At 62.9% G+C, this 15,852-nt stretch carries 16 protein-coding genes; 7 read left to right on the top strand and 9 right to left on the bottom strand.

The features are described from left to right. Position 1: 1 nt before the first annotated feature. From ACO06R_RS19295 to ACO06R_RS19280, 4 genes are all read left to right on the top strand, one after another. The gene (locus tag ACO06R_RS19295; protein WP_421854034.1) at positions 2 to 943 is read left to right on the top strand and encodes an alpha-E domain-containing protein; all 942 of its coding nucleotides are present in this window, start codon (positions 2 to 4) and stop codon (positions 941 to 943) included. Positions 944 to 946: 3 nt separating this feature from the next. Next, positions 947 to 1,744, top strand: coding sequence for a transglutaminase family protein (locus ACO06R_RS19290; RefSeq protein ID WP_421854031.1), 798 nt, complete (start codon positions 947 to 949; stop codon positions 1,742 to 1,744). 101 nt (positions 1,745 to 1,845) lie between these two features. Next, positions 1,846 to 2,586 (top strand): peptidase, encoded by a 741-nt coding sequence (locus tag ACO06R_RS19285; RefSeq protein ID WP_421854028.1) that lies wholly within the window; start codon positions 1,846 to 1,848, stop codon positions 2,584 to 2,586. Positions 2,587 to 2,760: 174 nt separating this feature from the next. Beyond that, the gene (locus tag ACO06R_RS19280; protein ID WP_421854025.1) at positions 2,761 to 3,945 is read left to right on the top strand and encodes an ABC transporter substrate-binding protein; all 1,185 of its coding nucleotides are present in this window, start codon (positions 2,761 to 2,763) and stop codon (positions 3,943 to 3,945) included. A gap of 98 nt (positions 3,946 to 4,043) precedes the next feature. Here the strand turns inward: ACO06R_RS19280 and ACO06R_RS19275 are convergent, their stop codons facing one another. The 8 genes from ACO06R_RS19275 to ACO06R_RS19240 form a co-directional block, all read right to left on the bottom strand. Continuing rightward, complete coding sequence (locus tag ACO06R_RS19275; protein WP_421854022.1) at positions 4,044 to 5,495, bottom strand: branched-chain amino acid ABC transporter permease; 1,452 nt, start codon at positions 5,493 to 5,495, stop codon at positions 4,044 to 4,046. Beyond that, the gene (locus tag ACO06R_RS19270) at positions 5,492 to 6,517 is read right to left on the bottom strand and encodes a branched-chain amino acid ABC transporter permease (protein ID WP_421854019.1); all 1,026 of its coding nucleotides are present in this window, start codon (positions 6,515 to 6,517) and stop codon (positions 5,492 to 5,494) included. Before ACO06R_RS19270 ends, ACO06R_RS19275 begins: the two co-directional genes overlap by 4 nt. A gap of 4 nt (positions 6,518 to 6,521) precedes the next feature. After that, the gene (locus ACO06R_RS19265; RefSeq protein ID WP_421854016.1) at positions 6,522 to 7,223 is read right to left on the bottom strand and encodes an ABC transporter ATP-binding protein; all 702 of its coding nucleotides are present in this window, start codon (positions 7,221 to 7,223) and stop codon (positions 6,522 to 6,524) included. Beyond that, on the bottom strand, positions 7,223 to 8,038 hold the full coding sequence (locus ACO06R_RS19260; protein WP_421854012.1) for an ABC transporter ATP-binding protein: 816 nt from the start codon (positions 8,036 to 8,038) through the stop codon (positions 7,223 to 7,225). The genes ACO06R_RS19265 and ACO06R_RS19260 overlap by 1 nt, the downstream gene beginning before the upstream one ends. Before the next feature lie 141 nt (positions 8,039 to 8,179). Beyond that, the gene (proC, locus tag ACO06R_RS19255) at positions 8,180 to 9,001 is read right to left on the bottom strand and encodes a pyrroline-5-carboxylate reductase (protein ID WP_421854009.1); all 822 of its coding nucleotides are present in this window, start codon (positions 8,999 to 9,001) and stop codon (positions 8,180 to 8,182) included. A gap of 67 nt (positions 9,002 to 9,068) precedes the next feature. Further along, positions 9,069 to 10,010: an O-antigen ligase family protein gene (locus ACO06R_RS19250; protein WP_421854006.1), complete on the bottom strand. Its 942-nt coding sequence runs from the start codon at positions 10,008 to 10,010 to the stop codon at positions 9,069 to 9,071. A gap of 23 nt (positions 10,011 to 10,033) precedes the next feature. Beyond that, positions 10,034 to 10,381 carry a hypothetical protein gene (locus ACO06R_RS19245; protein WP_421854003.1) on the bottom strand — a complete coding sequence of 116 codons (348 nt, stop codon included), beginning with the start codon at positions 10,379 to 10,381 and terminating at the stop codon, positions 10,034 to 10,036. Next, the gene (locus ACO06R_RS19240) at positions 10,356 to 11,354 is read right to left on the bottom strand and encodes a glycosyltransferase family 2 protein (RefSeq protein ID WP_421854000.1); all 999 of its coding nucleotides are present in this window, start codon (positions 11,352 to 11,354) and stop codon (positions 10,356 to 10,358) included. The genes ACO06R_RS19245 and ACO06R_RS19240 overlap by 26 nt, the downstream gene beginning before the upstream one ends. 135 nt (positions 11,355 to 11,489) lie before the next feature. Between ACO06R_RS19240 and ACO06R_RS19235 the strand changes: the two genes are divergently transcribed. The 3 genes from ACO06R_RS19235 to ACO06R_RS19225 all read left to right on the top strand — a co-directional run bounded on the left by ACO06R_RS19235 (position 11,490) and on the right by ACO06R_RS19225 (position 14,418). Then, positions 11,490 to 12,662: a glycosyltransferase gene (locus tag ACO06R_RS19235; protein ID WP_421853997.1), complete on the top strand. Its 1,173-nt coding sequence runs from the start codon at positions 11,490 to 11,492 to the stop codon at positions 12,660 to 12,662. 176 nt (positions 12,663 to 12,838) lie between these two features. Continuing rightward, the gene (locus tag ACO06R_RS19230) at positions 12,839 to 13,525 is read left to right on the top strand and encodes a WecB/TagA/CpsF family glycosyltransferase (RefSeq protein WP_421853994.1); all 687 of its coding nucleotides are present in this window, start codon (positions 12,839 to 12,841) and stop codon (positions 13,523 to 13,525) included. Positions 13,526 to 13,542: 17 nt separating this feature from the next. Next, on the top strand, positions 13,543 to 14,418 hold the full coding sequence (locus ACO06R_RS19225; RefSeq protein WP_421853991.1) for a DUF6492 family protein: 876 nt from the start codon (positions 13,543 to 13,545) through the stop codon (positions 14,416 to 14,418). 9 nt (positions 14,419 to 14,427) lie between these two features. Here ACO06R_RS19225 and ACO06R_RS19220 read toward each other — a convergent pair whose 3' ends face one another. Then, positions 14,428 to 15,717 carry a lipopolysaccharide biosynthesis protein gene (locus ACO06R_RS19220; RefSeq protein WP_421853988.1) on the bottom strand — a complete coding sequence of 430 codons (1,290 nt, stop codon included), beginning with the start codon at positions 15,715 to 15,717 and terminating at the stop codon, positions 14,428 to 14,430. Positions 15,718 to 15,852: the final 135 nt, after the last annotated feature.

Raw genomic sequence — 15,852 nt, 5'->3', positions numbered from 1 at the left:
CATGCTGGGCAAAACAGCCGGCGGGCTCTTCTGGATGTTCCGCTATCTCGAACGCAGCGAAAACACGGCCCGTTTGGTCGACGCCGGTTTCCACATGGCTCTGACGCGCTCGTCGTCGAGCCGCGACGAGTGGATTTCCGTCATTCAGACCGCCGGCGCGCGCGATGCATTCATGGCCCGCCATGAAGAGGCGAGCGCCGGCGCGGTGGTCGACTTCCTGCTGCGCGACCGCGCCAATCCGTCAAGCGTGATGTCGGTGGTCGAAGAGGCGCGCAACAATGCCCGCCTGGTGCGCACCGCGCTGACCCGCGAAGTCTGGGAAGCGACCAACGAGTGCTGGATTTCGCTCAAGGAGGCGCTGGCGCGGCCGTTGCGCGAGCGGGAACTGCCGGCGACGCTGGCGCTGATCAGGCAGCAGAGCGCGTTTGTGCGCGCCGCGCTGCATGGCACCATGCTGCGCAACGACATCTACGATTTTGCACGGCTCGGCACCTTTCTCGAACGTGCCGACAACACCGCGCGAATCCTCGACGTGAAGTATTACGTACTTCTGCCTTCGGTGATGCATGTCGGGTCGTCGCTGGACAATGTGCAGTGGGAAACCATTCTGCGTTCGGTATCGGCGCAGCGGGCGTTCCGCTGGCTCAACGAGGGCGATGTCAATCCGCGTGCGATCGCCGAGTTTCTGATCCTCGACCGCCGGCTGCCGCGTTCGCTGGCGTTTTGCGCAACCAAGATTGCCGATAATCTCGGCTTCCTCGCCAATAACTACGGCCAGCGAAACGCCTGCCAGGACGCCGCCGATGCGATTGTTGCCCGGTTGCGCGGAAACACGGTGGAGGCGATATTCGAGTATGGCCTGCACGAATTCATCGAGGATTTCATTCGCGACAACAATGCGCTCGCCCGGCAGATCGAATCTGATTACCGCTTTTACGGATAAGCCATGCGGCTGAAGATCTCGCACACCACCCGCTACCGCTACGAGGAACCGGTGCATTCGGTGCTGCAGCAGTTGCGGGTGACACCGAAGTCGCGCGCCGGCCAGAACGTCTTGTCCTGGCGAACCACTGTAGAGGGCGGCAAGAGCCAGTTGCAATACGACGACCACCACAACAATCACGTCGAACTGGTGAGCTTCGACGATGGCCGCACCGAGATCACTGTACACTGCGAGGGCGAGGTCGAAACGACGAACGGATCGGGCATCATCGGCAGCCATGGCGGCTTTGCGCCACTTTGGCTGTTCCGTCGCGCGACGGAATTGACCCGCATCGGGCCCAATGTGCGCAAGTTGGCGCGTACGATCGCCGCCAGCGACGATCAGGTGGCGCGTTTGCACGATCTGTCGGCGGCGATCATCGAGGCCGTTCCGTGGGAGGTCGGCAACACCCACCCGCGCACGACCGCCGAAGAGGCGCTCGATCACGATGGCGGCGTCTGCCAGGACCATGCCCATGTGTTCGTTGCCGCGGCGCGCGCACTGGGTTTTCCGGCTCGCTATGTGAGCGGCTACCTGATGATGGACGACCGGGTCGAGCAAGACGCCTCACACGCCTGGGCCGAGGCGCATGTCGAGGGGCTGGGCTGGGTCGGTTTCGACGTTTCGAATGGAATTTCGCCGGATGAACGCTATGTCCGTGTGGCGACCGGTCTGGACTATCTGGAGGCCGCCCCTGTCTCCGGCCTGCGGCGCGGTGCCGGTGCCGAGAACATGATGGTCTCGTTGCAGGTTCAGCAGTAGGACGCACGTCAGCCGGTTTGCTGCAATCGGCCGTTACGGACGCTTGTCAGCGATCCGCTGCACATCTAACGTCCGGCCGCAGGAATATCGGGAATCACGCGATGACATACTGCGTCGGCCTGCGCTTGAAGAAAGGCCTCGTCTTCATGTCGGACACGCGCACCAATGCGGGTGTCGACAACGTATCCGTGTTTCGCAAGATGTTCACCTGGACGACGCCGGGCGAGCGGATCATCACGCTGATGACGGCTGGCAATCTGGCCACCACGCAAGCGGTTGTCAGCCTGTTGGACGAGCGTTCCAAGGCACCGGAGGAGCGCAATCCGTCGATCCTCGAGACCCCATCGATGTTCCAGGCCGCACGCGAAATCGGCGAAACCCTGCGCGAGGTGATTCAGGCCAATGCGATGAGCGGCCAGACAGCGGATTCCTCGTTCAACGCCACGCTGATCCTCGGTGGCCAGATTCGCGGCAGCGAACCGCGTCTGTTCCTGATCTATCCGGAAGGCAATTTCATCGAGGCAAATGGCGACACGCCCTTTTTCCAAATCGGTGAAACCAAATACGGACGGCCTATCCTGGTCCGCGCCTACGACAAGGAGATGTCGTTCGAGGACGCCGTCAAACTGCTGTTCGTCTCCTTCGACTCGACGATAAAGGCCAACCTGTCGGTTGGACTGCCGCTTGATATCCAGACCTATGAAGCCGATAGCTTCTGTATAGGCCGGCAGCAGCGCGTCGATGCGGACGACCCGTATTTCCAGACGATATCAAGGGGCTGGGGCGAAGCGCTCAGCCAGGCCATGCGCTCGCTGCCCGACTTCGAGTTCGCCGCCGACTGACCGCGCCGCATCGCGTTGCGGCAGTGCGCGCACGCCTCGCTTTAACCGATTGGATTTAAACGCCTTGCACGGCAAGCGGGAGTAGGCTTTAAAACTTTACAGCTTTTCCGGACACGAGGCGCGGTTGGGGCCGCGAACACCGGAACTGCGGAGATCAAAGGGAGTAACACAATCATGAGAAAACCTCTTCTTCTAGCCGCTGCCAGCGTCTTGGCGCTGTCGGCTGCGGCGCAGGCGGACGTCAAGATGGGCGTCATCCTCGGCTTCACCGGCCCGATTGAATCGCTGACGCCGGACATGGCGGCAGGCGCTGAAATCGCCATGAAGGAAGCGTCGGACAGCGGCAAGTTCCTTGGCGGCCAGTCGATCATGCCGGTTCGCGCCGATTCCACCTGCGTCGACGCCGGCGCGGCAACCGCTGCGGCAGAGCGCCTGATCACCTCCGAAAACGTCGTCTCCATCATGGGCGCCGATTGCTCGGGCGTGACGACCGCCGTTGCCAACAACGTCGCCATCCCGAATGGCGTCGTAATGATCTCGCCGTCGGCAACATCGCCGGCCCTGACCGACATCGAGGACAACGGCCTGTTCTTCCGCACCGCGCCGTCCGACGCCCGCCAGGGCCAGGTTCTCGCCGATGTTGCGATGGAAGAAGGCATCAAGTCGATCGCCATCACCTACACCAACAACGACTACGGCAAGGGTCTCGCGGATTCGTTCGCAAGCGCCTTCCAGGAGCGTGGCGGCACGGTGACGATCACGGCCGCGCATGAAGACGGCAAGGGCGACTACACCGCTGAAGTTGGCGCGCTTGCGGCTGCCGGCGGCGACGCTCTGGCAGTTCTCGGTTACGTCGACCAGGGCGGCCGTGGCATCATGCAGGGCTCCATCGACACCGGCGCGTTCGACACCTTCGCGCTCGGCGACGGCATGATCGGCGACTCGCTGCTGACCGTCTCCGACCTCGACGCCGTCAAGGTGATGGGCACCGCACCGGGTACCGAGTCCGACGATGCGGCCAAGTATACCGAAATGGCCCAGGCCGCTGGCGTCACCGGCGGCGGTCCTTACCAGGGTGAAAGCTACGATGCGGCTGCACTGATGATCCTTGCCATGCAGAAGGCCGGTTCGGCCGAGCGTAGCGCGATCGCCGGCAACATCATGGAACTGGCCAACGCACCGGGCGAGAAGATCGGCCCCGGAGAACTGGCCAAGGCTCTGGAACTCGTCGCTGCCGGCACCGACATCGACTACCAGGGTGCGACCGGCGTTGAGTTCACCGACGTCGGTGAAGCGCTTGGTTCCTACAAGCAGTTCGCCATCGAAGGCGGTGCCTGGAAGGTCGTGCAGGTCCGCTAAGCGGCTCGGCAACGGTCCAACAAAATCGGCCGGGGTGCGTATGCGCCCCGGCCATTTCTTTGCGTTCTCGCCGGCACCGTCCGGGTCGGTGCATTCGGTTAGCTGTGGCGGACCTTCTCCGGCAGGATGCCGCGCGGCGAAAACCGCATGACGATCAGCAGCACCAGACCCATCATGAACAGGCGGAACGGTCCGGCGATGTCCTGCAGGTGCCGGTAGAGCGGCGTGTCCGGATCGACATAGGCGCTTGATAGCTCCACCAGCCAGCGGCCGACCGGTTCGGCCTGGTCCCAGATCGTCCAGATCAGGATACCGCCAAGCACCGCGCCGAGATTGTTGCCCGAGCCGCCGACGATCACCATCACCCAGATCAGGAAGGTGAAGCGCAGCGGGATGTAGGTGCCCGGCGTGAACAGGCCGTCGAAGGTGACCAGCATCGCGCCGGCGATCCCGATGATTGCCGAGCCGAGCACGAAGACCTGCAGGTGCCGCGACTTGATGTCCTTGCCCATGGCGGCGGCGGCTTCGTCATTGTCGCGGATCGCGCGCATCATCCGTCCCCACGGCGAGTTCAGCGCACGCACGCACAGGCCAAGCAGGATCAGCAGGACGATCGAGAACAGGCCGAGATAGCAAAGCTGGACGAACATCGTAGAAGTTTCGATGGTCAATTGCCGCAGCAAGGTTTCGCGGGCGGCGTCGTCGCCGACGGCCTGCAGCGCACCGGCATTGAGGCGGGTGACCAGATCGATGAACCATTGCTGCTGCTGCAGGTCGATCTCGTAGGGTACCGGCCGCTCCAGACCGCTGACATTCTTGACGCCGCGCGCCAGCCACTCCTCGTTCTTCAGGACGGCGATGACAATTTCGGAGATACCAAGCGTGGCGATGGCGAGATAATCGGAACGCAGACCAAGCGCGACCTTGCCGATCAGCCAGGCAATCGCCGCGGCGAAGATGCCACCGACAACCCAGGAAAAGACAATCGGCATGCCAAGCCCGCCGATGAAGCCGGTCTTTGCCGGATCGACCGCCTCGACAGCGATGACCGCGTCGGTAAACACCGGTCGCAGGAACAGGTAGCCGACGATAACAACAGCGAAGATGACAAAGCTGCGCAGGCCGCCCTTCAGCACGCGCCCCAGATAAATCGCCGTTACCGCGATGGCCATCACGATCACCGCTGACAGGACGAGCCCGCTGCCGCCGGCAGACAAGGCTTCGCCGACCGGCGCATGCGACACGACGACGGCGGCAAGTCCGCCCAGCGCGGCAAAGGCCATCACCCCGGCATTGAACAGACCCGCATAGCCCCATTGCAGGTTCAGGCCCATCGCCATGATCGCCGAGATCAGGCCGACATTCAGGAGCCGCAGTGCCGATGACGGCGACTGGAGAATCGCGATCAGCAGCAACACCCCGCCAATTGCCAGGAACGCGATCGGTGCCCGCCAAGGGCTCTGCTGTTGCCGGACGACGGTGGTCGGTGCGGGCGCGATGGTCTTCTCCTCGGATGGCTTGTCGCCGGCAATCTGTGTCTCGCTCGTCATAGCACTCTCCCCCGGAAGATACCGGTCGGCCGGATCAGCAGCACGACAACCAGAATGATGAATGAAATGGCGAACTTGTAATCGGTGCCGAGGAATTGCAGCAGACCGGTGGGCGCCATGTCTTCCGGCAGCAGATAGGTCCAGAATTTCTTGTAGGCGTAGGTCAGCATGACCTCGGAGAAGGCGACGATGTAGCCGCCGACAACCGCGCCGATGGGCTGTCCGATACCGCCGACGATCGCGGCTGCGAAGATCGGCAGCAGCAACTGGAAGTAGGTGAAGGGCTTGAAGCTCTTGTCGAGGCCGTAGAGCGCGCCGGCGACAGTCGCCAGCGCCGCGGCGATGATCCACGTCACCATGACCACCCGGTCGGGATTGATACCCGAAAGCAGCGCCAGGTCCTCATTGTCGGAGTAGGCGCGCATCGCCTTGCCGGTGCGTGTGCGGTTGAGGAACAGGAACAGCATCGTCACGACGATCAGCGTCACGACGACCGTTATCACCTGTGTCGTCTGGATCGCCAGGCCCTCGTTGAGGCCGGACCACTTCTTGAAATCGAGCGCCCTGACGATGAAGCGCTCGCCGTCCGAAAAGCGGCGGTCGTCGGTGCCCATGATGAAGCGCACGATGGCGCTTAGCATGAACATCACGCCAACCGACGAGATGACGAGCACCACAGGGGCGGCGCGCTGCTTGCGGTAGAACGAGAACACCGACTTGTCGATCAGGATCGCGATGATCGCGGTCGCCGCGATGGCCGGAACCAGCGCCAGCAGTGCCGTCGGCAGCACGCCGAGCGAGATTCCATTGGCCTGCAGGAACCACGTAAACAGGATCGTCATGGTGGTGCCGAAGGCCATCAGGTCGCCATGCGCGAAGTTCGCGAAGCGCAGGATGCCGAAGACGAGGGTGACGCCGAGCGCGCCCAGCGCCAGTTGCGATCCGTAGGCAAGCGCCGGCACGAAAACAAAATTCGCCATCAGGACCAGGGCATTCAGGATATCGGTGAATTCCGGGAACATGTCTTTACCCGCCAAGAAACGATTTGCGGACCTCGGGATTGGCGAGCAGTTCGTGGCCCGTCCCCGTGCGCCAGTTTTCGCCGCCGACCAGCACATAGCCGCGGTCGGCGATATTCAGCGCCTGGCGGGCGTTTTGTTCGACCATCAGGATCGCCAGGCCGGTGTCGCGCACTTCCAGAATGCGGTCGAACAGTTCGTCCATGACGATTGGCGACACGCCGGCGGTCGGCTCGTCCAGCATCAGCACCGACGGGCGGGTCATCAGCGCGCGGCCGACCGCGACCTGCTGGCGCTGGCCGCCCGACAACTCTCCGGCCGCCTGGCGGCGCTTTTCCTTGAGAATCGGAAACAGCTCGAAGACTTGGTGCATCGTGGAGCGAATGTCGTCGCGGCGCAGATATGCTCCCATTTCCAGGTTTTCCTCCACCGTCATCGAGGTGAAGACATTGTTGGTCTGCGGCACGAAGGCGATACCCTCAGCGACGCGCGCCTGCGGCGTCATCTTCGAGATATCCTTGCCGTTGAGGTTCACCTGGCCGATGCGCAGCTTCAGCATGCCAAGCATGGCTTTCATCGCGGTCGACTTGCCGGCGCCGTTCGGCCCGACGATAACGGCAATCTCGCCCTTTTCGACGCCGACGGTACAGTCCTTCAGGATATCGGCAGCGCCATAGCCGCCGGTCATGCTCTCCCCGACCAGATACATCAGCCGTCCGCCCCCGGATTGTCGTCCGCCAGCTGCATCTCGCGCGGCGTCTTGTTCTTCAGGCCGCGACCGAGATAGGCCTCGATCACCGCCTCGTTGTTGCGCACTTCCTCGGCGGTTCCCTCGGCCAGCACCGCGCCTTCGGCCATGACGATGACCGGATCGCAAAGTTTGCCGATGAAATCCATGTCGTGTTCGATCATGCAGAAAGTGTAGCCGCGCTCCTTGTTGAGGCGAATAATGGCGTCGCCGATCTCTCCGAGCAGCGTGCGGTTGACGCCGGCGCCGACCTCGTCGAGCAGCACGACCTTGGCGTCGACCATCATCGTGCGGCCGAGCTCGATCAGCTTCTTCTGTCCGCCCGACAGATTGCCGGCAAGTTCCTGGGCGACATGGCCCATATTGAGGAACTTGATGACATCCATCGCGCGTTCGCGGATCTCGGCTTCCTGCTTCTTGACCTCGCCATAGCCGAACCAGGCGCTCATCAGGTTCTCGCCAAGCTGCCGGTCGGGGACCATCATCAGATTTTCCAGGACAGTCAGTGTCGAGAATTCATGCGCGAGCTGGAAGGTGCGCAGCAGTCCCTTCTTGAACAGGACATGCGGCTCCAGACCGGAGACATCCTCGCCATCGAGCAGGATCTGGCCGCTGGACGGTTTGATGTTTCCGGCGATGATGTTGAAGAGGGTGGTCTTGCCGGCACCATTCGGCCCGATCAGTCCGGTGATGGACCCCGTTTCAATGGTGAGCGATGCGTTTTCGACGGCATGAACGCCGCCGAAATGCTTGGACACGGATCTGACTTCGATCATGACAACACGTTAAAAATTTTTGCGGTGTCAAGCATGACGGGAGCAGAAACGCAATGCTGAGCCGTGTGCATGTGGCCAATTCCGTCAAATTTTGCCCGGATTACGAGGAATTCGGGCAATTCGAGCAATCGTGACCAATCGCTATCCGCCGAGTTCGATCGAGCGCTTGCGCGCCGCGTCTACGGCTTCCGTCATCAGTCTTGTCAGCCGGTCATTCTCCATAAGGACCTGCAAAGCGGCCGCGGTGGTGCCGTTCGGGCTGGTGACCTGCTCGCGCAGCGTGCCAGGCTCCACACCGCTTTTATGGGCGTACACGGCGGCGCCGTAGATCGTTTGCGAGGCAAGTGTTGCGGCAAGGTCGTCGGGCAGACCCGCGTTGCGCGCCGCAGCGGTCAAAGCCTCGATCATATGGAACAGATAGGCGGGTCCGGAGCCGGAAACCGCGGTCACGGCATCCATCAGGCTTTCATCTTCGATGACCGCGACTTGGCCGCTGGCTGCCATCAGATCGCGGGCGAATGCGACAACCTCGGCGTCCACGCCAGGTCCTGCATAGATCACGTTCATCCCGGCACCGACCGCAGCCGGCGTGTTGGGCATGACCCGGATCACCGGATGCTCGCCACCGAGGCCGCGCTGCAGCGCCTGCGTCCCGATACCGGCAGCAACGCTGACGATCGTGCTGCCGGCCAGCGCAAACTGGCTGTACTGCGGCAACACGGCGCCGATGACCTGCGGCTTGACCGCGACGATGATCAGGGTCGGCGGTTCGCCCGCGCCAAGTTCCGGCACCGACGCGACCGCGTTGACGCCGGCGGAGGCCGCACGTTCGCGCAGCGCGTCGACCGGTTCGACCACATCGACATCCGACGGTTCGAGCCTGCCCGCGGCAAGCCAGCCCTGCAGCATGGCGAAACCCATGTTTCCGCAACCCGCAAGCACGACACGGTTCCGGCTGGCCATCGCAATTCCTCTCCGATTGAAATCGAGGCGCATCGATAAAGCCCGCCGCGTCACCACGCAAGGTTGCTCAACGATCGACGATCCTTTGCCGAGCGCACAGCCGCAAACCCATCAAGGCGATGACCAGCGTCAGCCAAGCGGGGTCGGCGCGGCGGAAGAAGTAGCTCTCAAGCGCCGAGTTCATGACCAGAAAGGCAACGATCATCAGGCAGAGATCTGCCAGCAGAGCGTTTTCCAGCAGGGACGGTGTGCGGATGTATTGCCAGACGGGCGCGATGACGAAGAGCCACACCGCCAGCAGCATCGCGGGTACGCCCATGAACAGGGCGATATCGAGAAAGCCATTGTGCCCGTGAATGATGCCGCGCGGATCCCAGGCACGATCAAAGGGCTGCTCGGCATCGGCAGTTATGCCGGTGCCCCAGAAACTGTCGAACCCGAAACCGGTCCACGGCCGTTGCAGGACGAAATCGCCGGCGAATTCCCAGATCTCCGTTCGGCCGGTAAACGTCGTCGTTTCGTTGAATGTTCTCAAGATGGCGTCGAACCCCGGCACGAAAACAGAGCCGATGGTCAGCGCATTGATCGATATGATCGCGGCCAAAACGGCGATGGCGGCAAGCGTCCGCATGCCCGTCATTGCCGGTAGCAGAACCATGATCACGATCGCCGGCGCGAGCGCGGCACTTGTTTTCGACCCGGTGTTCCAAACGAAGATGAGTGCCAACACGGCAATACCCGCGCCGAGCCAGTGCTGACCGCGGCGCATCAGGTAGATACCGACGAAGACCAGCGACGCCATCAGCGGACCAGCCATGTTCTTGTGACTGTAGATGCCGCGCCAAAGACCGGCATGGAACGCCTCGACACCGGACGCCGGGTGAATGGCGGCTTCGGGAAGCAGGATCAGACCTGCATAGGAGAGCCCGAGCACGGCGACAGCGCCGCCAGCCAGGATGCGCGCCAGCGTTCCGGCACTTGGCGCCAGCAATACGATCGTGCCCGCCATGGTTGTTGCGATGAGCGCGAACATCACCGAACGCAGGGCGCTGGCGGTGTCGGCGGCGGCCAGCGCGATAACGCGACCAGCAAATACATCAGCGCCCAACCGAAACTGAAGAAGCGCAGCAATGCCCGCCGGTCCACGGCGACAAGCAGTGCCAGTAGCGCCAGCAGCAGGACGCCGGAATAGCCGAGCTGATTGATGAGCCGTCCGCCGTCGGCCTCCGCATCCGGCCTCTGTGTGACCACGACAAACGGTGTGAACGAGATCCAGACAACGGCCAGGACAATGAACGCCAGCACCGACCGCATGGCGAAAACGCGCTCGCGTGTCGCCGCGGCCGGCGTCTGCTCAGTCGGGATTGCGATATTGCTCATTGGCATAGCCGAATTCTGACATCAGCCGCCCCAACGCGACATGCACGGGATATAGCGCACCGAGCAGCGACCGCGAACGCGCAAGACGATTGATGAACCGGATAGGCGACACACCGAGCAGCGCCAGGCTCTTGGCAATGGTCTTCAGTGCCGCCACACGGTTGCCGGCGCCTTGCCGGTGCTCGATGACCGCGCTCAACGCACCATTGCGCAGCGAGCGCGCCGTAATCCAGCTTCGCGTGACCCGCGTGTCCGGAACGGTTTCCCTAACGATGGCTTCATTGCACCACGCGGCTTTGAAGCCTGAGGCAAGGCTGCGCCGGATGAAGTCGGAATCGCCGCCGCCGGTGAAATTGAAAACGAGATCGAGCCAGGGCTTCGGCATGGCGTCGAGCACGTCGCGGCGCACCAGCAGATTGCCTGACGAGTAGAGAACCGACACCGGCCCGGTGGTGCCGTAATGCGGCGTGAATACCGGATGTCCGCGCCAGGACGGCCGGGCTGCCGCGCCGAACACCGGAAGTTGCGGTCCGCCGACCAGCGCGCTGCCGAAGCGCTCCGACGTGCGGCAGAGGTTTTCCAGCCAATCCGGATCGGCGATTTCGTCGTCGTCGATGACCGCAATGTGGGCGAGCCCGCCGAACCGGTCGAGCGCGGCAAACCAGCCCGCATTGTAGGCATGGCAATTGCCGCGTTCATGGGCGACGATCACCAGACCGCGATAAGATCCGTCCTCGAAGCGGGGCGCGCAAGCCGCGACACCCTGCCGCCGCTCGGCATCGTTCTCGATGACCACGATCGCGAAGCCGCGCGTCGTGCGCTGCGCGGCAATGCTGTCGAGCGTCTTGAGCAGGTGCTCCGGCCTGCGGAAGGTCGGAACCGTGACGACGATGTCAATCGACGCCGCGTCCAGCGCCGGCGATTGCGCGGCGAGCGAGATCGTGTCGGTCAGTCGCTCATTCACGGGGGGCATCCTTCGCCTGCTGGCGTTTCGCACGAAACAAACAGATAGTCGTTAAGGAACGTTTACGACTTGTAAACCAATCCACCCGGGGTCGGTTAAGGCCGGCTTCAGTTTTGTCGATTACTGGGGCAGGCGGAAGGTAGGATGCATCTGGTTTTCGTCACATCGCTGGTTCCGGCCGGACCGCCGGAGAGCGGCTACGAGATCGCCAATCAGGCGATCATCGACGGACTGTGCCGTGCCGGCGCAAGAGTAACCGTGCTCGGCTTCAAGATGCCGGGCAGGACGGTTTCCGATCCGCAGAACACGGTTTGCCTGGGGGAAATCGATGTGCGCAACGACACGGCATCGGCGACGCAGAAGTTCGCCTGGCTCGCCGCCACGATGCGCGGCGGGATCACGTTTTCCTCGGCGAAGCTCCGGATGGTCGGCGAGCGTGATGTCGAAACAGCGCTCGCGGGCATCGGCGATGTCGACGGATATGTGCTGAACAGCGTGCAATTGGCCGGGGCGTTCGAGAGGCAGTTCCGGGGCCGCCCCTATGTGTTCGTGGCGCACAATGTCGAATACCTGTCGGCGCGCCAGAACGCCGAGCAGGCGACGAATCCCTTCGAGAAGCTGCTGTTTTATCGCGAGGCACGGCTGCTGAAAGCGCTGGAGCGCCGTTTGTGCGAAAACGCGCGCTTTGTGCTGACCCTCGCTGACGAGGACGCCGCGCCTTTGGGTGTGACCGGTCGGTCGCTGGCGCTACCGCTCGTCACGCCCCAAGCGCCCGGTGGCGGGGCCATGCGCGTGACCGCCTTCGATACCGGCATGATCGGCACCTGGACCTGGGCGCCCAACCGGGTCGGTCTGGAGTGGTTCCTGCAGCAGGTGGTGCCGTTGCTGCCGCCGCTGATGACTGTCGGCATTGCGGGGAAGGTGCCGCGCGGCTTCCCGGCACGAGACCCGCGTGTCCAGTTCCTGGGGCGCGTCGAAGATGCCAAGGACTTTCTGCGCCAGTGCCGGGTCATTTCGCTGACATCGCGCTCGGGAACCGGTGTCCAGCTCAAATCGCTGGAGACCTTCGAAATGGGGTTGCCGGCCGTTGCAACCGCATCTTCGCTGCGCGGCATTGCCGATATACCCGACAACGTGCTCAAAGCCGATACCGCAGAGGAGTTTGCCAGCGCGCTGCAGGCACTTGTCGACCGCCAACGCACAGGCGAACTGCCCGATCTGGATGGATTGCGATACCGCGAAGACCGGATTGCCGCGATGGATGCGGTCATTGGCGAAGCCCTGAACCGACTGCATGCCGATTCCGGAAACCGATAAAATCCTAAACAGTTCATTAACAGCTTGATAACGGCTCCCCGGCTAGTTTTCGGGGCAGAAGATCAAGGGGCGAAATCCCTGTTTTCCAAGCGACCAGACGGGTACCGATGGCGCAGGCAGCGACACCGGCGGGCAGCAGCCCTGCACGAGACATTTTGGGCGTCGGCGTGTGCGACATGTCGCGTAGTGATGCGCTTGACTTCGTTCACCGCCGCATAGCCGCAGGCACGTTCACGCCGGTCACATTCCTGAACGCGCACAATGCCAATGTCGCGGTCGAGGAACCAGGCTTCCGGCAAACTCTACAGGCTTTCACGGTGTTCTCCGACGGGATCGGCGTCGACCTTGCGGCGCGTATCCTCTATGGCCGGCCGTTTCGCGCCAATCTGAACGGCACCGACTTCGTTCCCGATGTTCTGCGATCCGCGCCCAGACCGTTGAAAATCGGCCTGTTCGGAGCCCGCCCGGGCGTTGCCGGCAAAGCTGCGGCACGTCTTCGCGCCATCGAGACGCGTCATGAATACCAGGTTTTCGGCCACGGCTACCTAGGCGCCGGCGAAGTCGACCGGGCACTCGATGACATCGCCAGATGGCGGCCGGATATCCTGCTGGTCGCGCTGGGCGTGCCGCTCCAGGAACGCTGGATTTCGGAAAAACTGACCGCGGATCATTGCACGATGGCGATGGGAATCGGCGCGCTCTTTGATATGATTACTGATACAGTTCCGCGCGCGCCTCGCTGGATGCGGGCCTTGCGCTGTGAGTGGATCTATCGTCTTTGGCGCGAACCGCGTCGTCTGTGGCGGCGCTACATTCTGGGTAATCCGCTGTTCCTGGTCAGGGTCGCTGTCCAGAGACTTTAGCTAGAAACGGACAGTGCATGCGCAACGCTATCGTCACCGCAAGCTATGCGCCGGATTTCGAGCGCTGCGCGGTGCTGTGCGAAACGGTCGATCGTCATGCCAGCGGCTATGAATGCCACTATCTGCTGGTCGACGTACCGGACCGTGACCTGTTTTCCCGCCTGGAAGGTCCGAAACGAAAGGTCATCACCGACGCGGAATTGCTGCCCTGGTGGTTGAGGCGCGTGCCCGCCGCGCTGTCACCGCGTGGCCGCAGGCTATGGGTAAGCCCCGCCACGGTGCCACTGCGCGGTTGGCACGTTCAGCAATTGATGCGGATCGCGGTCGCCCACCGGCTCGACGTCGACGGGCTCCTGTACTGCGATTCCGACACCGCCCTCGTGAAGCCGTTCGACGTCAACGACATCTGGCGAGACGGCGCGATGCGGCTTTATGGTGAACTCGATGGCGCGCGCACCGCGCAGGCCGAACATCTTGTCTGGGCAGACCATGCCGCCCGCGCGCTTCGACTGCCAGGCGGTGCGGCCAATCCAAACGACTATGTCTGCTCCTTCGTCTCCTGGCGGCGCCAGACGGTTGTCGACATGTGTACCCACATAGAGCGGGTACGCCGGCGGCCTTGGGCTTCGGTCATTGGATCGAGCCGCAGGTTTTCCGAGTGCATGCTTTACGGCGCCTATGTCGACAGCGTGCTCGGCGGCGCCGGCCACGTGCACGATCCGAAGACCTACTGCCCGATGAAATGGTTCAAGCCGGCGCCGGGCCGTGCCGAGTTGACGGAGATGGTCGACAATCTGGAGGACGGTCAGGTCGCCATTGGCGTGCAGTCGTTCCTGCCGGTTCCGGTCGACGATTTTCGCGAGGTCGTGACGCAGTTGCCGCGCGCGGCGTGACAACCGGCGTCAGACGCGAATGGGCGGTCTGCGCATGGCCCGGTAAGTGAGCAAGAAACTGACGGCGTAAAGCGCGCCGAACACCGGATTTGCCAGGATCAGCCAGTCCCGCGGGTCCGTAGAGCCGCTCAGGATCGCAAAAAGCAGCGTCGCCTTCAAGACACCGAGAATGGCGTAGTTGACCATCCGGACAAAGGTCTGGCCGCGGCCATAGAGCAGTTCCGACTGGTATTCGATCAGGTTGCGGAACGCCGGTACCAGCAAAACCAGCCAGAGCAGAACCGCCGCTTCCTCGACGTTTTCGCCCAGGATGTCCGGCTTGATCCAGAACACCACCACCATCGCGCCGATCGCCGCCGTCGAAACTGCGATCACGCCGATCTCCATCACCGCCCTGGTAGCAAAGGACCCAAGGAGATCGGGCCGGCGCATGAGGCGTTGCGTCAGCAGCGTCGAGAAGGTGCGCACCGGCATGGCGGTCAGATCGACCAGCCGCATGATGATCGCATAGACCCCGGCGGCGGTGGGGCCGCCGGCGGCGAGCACCACGAGCTTGTCCAGTTCCGACTGTGCGTAGAACAGGACATCCGCGCCGCTGACCGACAGCGCGTCGCCGATCCGCCGGCGATAGAGCGCCGGCCGGAACCGCCACCTGCGGCGCGGATAGAAGACGAGGGCCGCGATCGCAATCATGATCGCCTGCGTCCAGAAGTAGATCGTCGCCCAGCTGTCCAGCGAACCGTCGGAGGCCGCCGCCAGGATCAGTGCGGCAAACGCCTTCATGGAAAAGCCGAATACGATGACCAGCGAAGCGCGGCCGAAGCGCTCAAGCCCCTTGTTGATGGTGATCACCACCTCCAACGACCGCCAGAAAAGGATCTCGGTCGTGGCAATCAGCGCGAATGCGCCGATCGACATCTCGCCGGCGAACAGCATCATGTAGACCGCCGCGCCGATCAGAGCGATGATCGGCAAGGACGCCGCCAGCGCCGCGGCGTATCCGGCCGAGTAGACGCCGATCAGCTGCGGCTTGACGGTGGCGATCCGGTAGAGCGGCGAGATGAAGCCGAATGCCGCGATGCGCGACAGCACGATGCCGGTCGACGAGGCCGTTGCGAACAGGCCGAATTCGGCCAGCGAAAGCGTGTTGGCGACCAGATAGAAATAGGCGAGCTGGATGAAGACCCGCGCGCCATCGCCGCTGAAGGCGGCGAAATATTTGCGCACGAGTTCGCCGGGGCTCTCTCCGGTTGCCTTTGCGAGACCCCGCGTTTGCGCCTTGTCGGCATCGCTGTTCATGCGTTGCGGCCTAGCACGAAAGGTTTAAGGACGGGTTCCGCATTCTCCGGCACGGACAGTACATCGCGGTCGCCGCTGGTATTAACCTTTTGTTACCCGTGAAATTTTAACTTGTGTTTACGTAATGGCGCGTCG

Origin of the sequence: Oricola sp., assembly GCF_965230365.1 — a bacterium.
GTDB lineage: Bacteria > Pseudomonadota > Alphaproteobacteria > Rhizobiales > Rhizobiaceae > Oricola.
The sequence above is the reverse complement of the archived record's forward strand: the minus strand, read 5'-3'. Positions and strand labels throughout refer to the sequence as shown.

Excerpts from the sequence above, each read along its gene's own strand:
- ACO06R_RS19245 (WP_421854003.1), bottom strand. The coding sequence starts at position 10,381 with ATGAGCAATATCGCAATCCCGACTGAGCAGACGCCGGCCGCGGCGACA.
- ACO06R_RS19290 (WP_421854031.1), top strand. The coding sequence starts at position 947 with ATGCGGCTGAAGATCTCGCACACCACCCGCTACCGCTACGAGGAACCG.
- ACO06R_RS19270 (WP_421854019.1), bottom strand. The coding sequence starts at position 6,517 with ATGTTCCCGGAATTCACCGATATCCTGAATGCCCTGGTCCTGATGGCG.
- ACO06R_RS19265 (WP_421854016.1), bottom strand. The coding sequence starts at position 7,223 with ATGTATCTGGTCGGGGAGAGCATGACCGGCGGCTATGGCGCTGCCGAT.
- ACO06R_RS19230 (WP_421853994.1), top strand. The coding sequence starts at position 12,839 with ATGTCGCGTAGTGATGCGCTTGACTTCGTTCACCGCCGCATAGCCGCA.
- ACO06R_RS19220 (WP_421853988.1), bottom strand. The coding sequence starts at position 15,717 with ATGAACAGCGATGCCGACAAGGCGCAAACGCGGGGTCTCGCAAAGGCA.
- ACO06R_RS19250 (WP_421854006.1), bottom strand. The coding sequence starts at position 10,010 with ATGGCGGGCACGATCGTATTGCTGGCGCCAAGTGCCGGAACGCTGGCG.
- ACO06R_RS19240 (WP_421854000.1), bottom strand. The coding sequence starts at position 11,354 with ATGCCCCCCGTGAATGAGCGACTGACCGACACGATCTCGCTCGCCGCG.
- ACO06R_RS19295 (WP_421854034.1), top strand. The coding sequence starts at position 2 with ATGCTGGGCAAAACAGCCGGCGGGCTCTTCTGGATGTTCCGCTATCTC.
- ACO06R_RS19285 (WP_421854028.1), top strand. The coding sequence starts at position 1,846 with ATGACATACTGCGTCGGCCTGCGCTTGAAGAAAGGCCTCGTCTTCATG.
- ACO06R_RS19260 (WP_421854012.1), bottom strand. The coding sequence starts at position 8,038 with ATGATCGAAGTCAGATCCGTGTCCAAGCATTTCGGCGGCGTTCATGCC.
- ACO06R_RS19275 (WP_421854022.1), bottom strand. The coding sequence starts at position 5,495 with ATGACGAGCGAGACACAGATTGCCGGCGACAAGCCATCCGAGGAGAAG.
- ACO06R_RS19235 (WP_421853997.1), top strand. The coding sequence starts at position 11,490 with ATGCATCTGGTTTTCGTCACATCGCTGGTTCCGGCCGGACCGCCGGAG.
- proC (WP_421854009.1), bottom strand. The coding sequence starts at position 9,001 with ATGGCCAGCCGGAACCGTGTCGTGCTTGCGGGTTGCGGAAACATGGGT.
- ACO06R_RS19280 (WP_421854025.1), top strand. The coding sequence starts at position 2,761 with ATGAGAAAACCTCTTCTTCTAGCCGCTGCCAGCGTCTTGGCGCTGTCG.
- ACO06R_RS19225 (WP_421853991.1), top strand. The coding sequence starts at position 13,543 with ATGCGCAACGCTATCGTCACCGCAAGCTATGCGCCGGATTTCGAGCGC.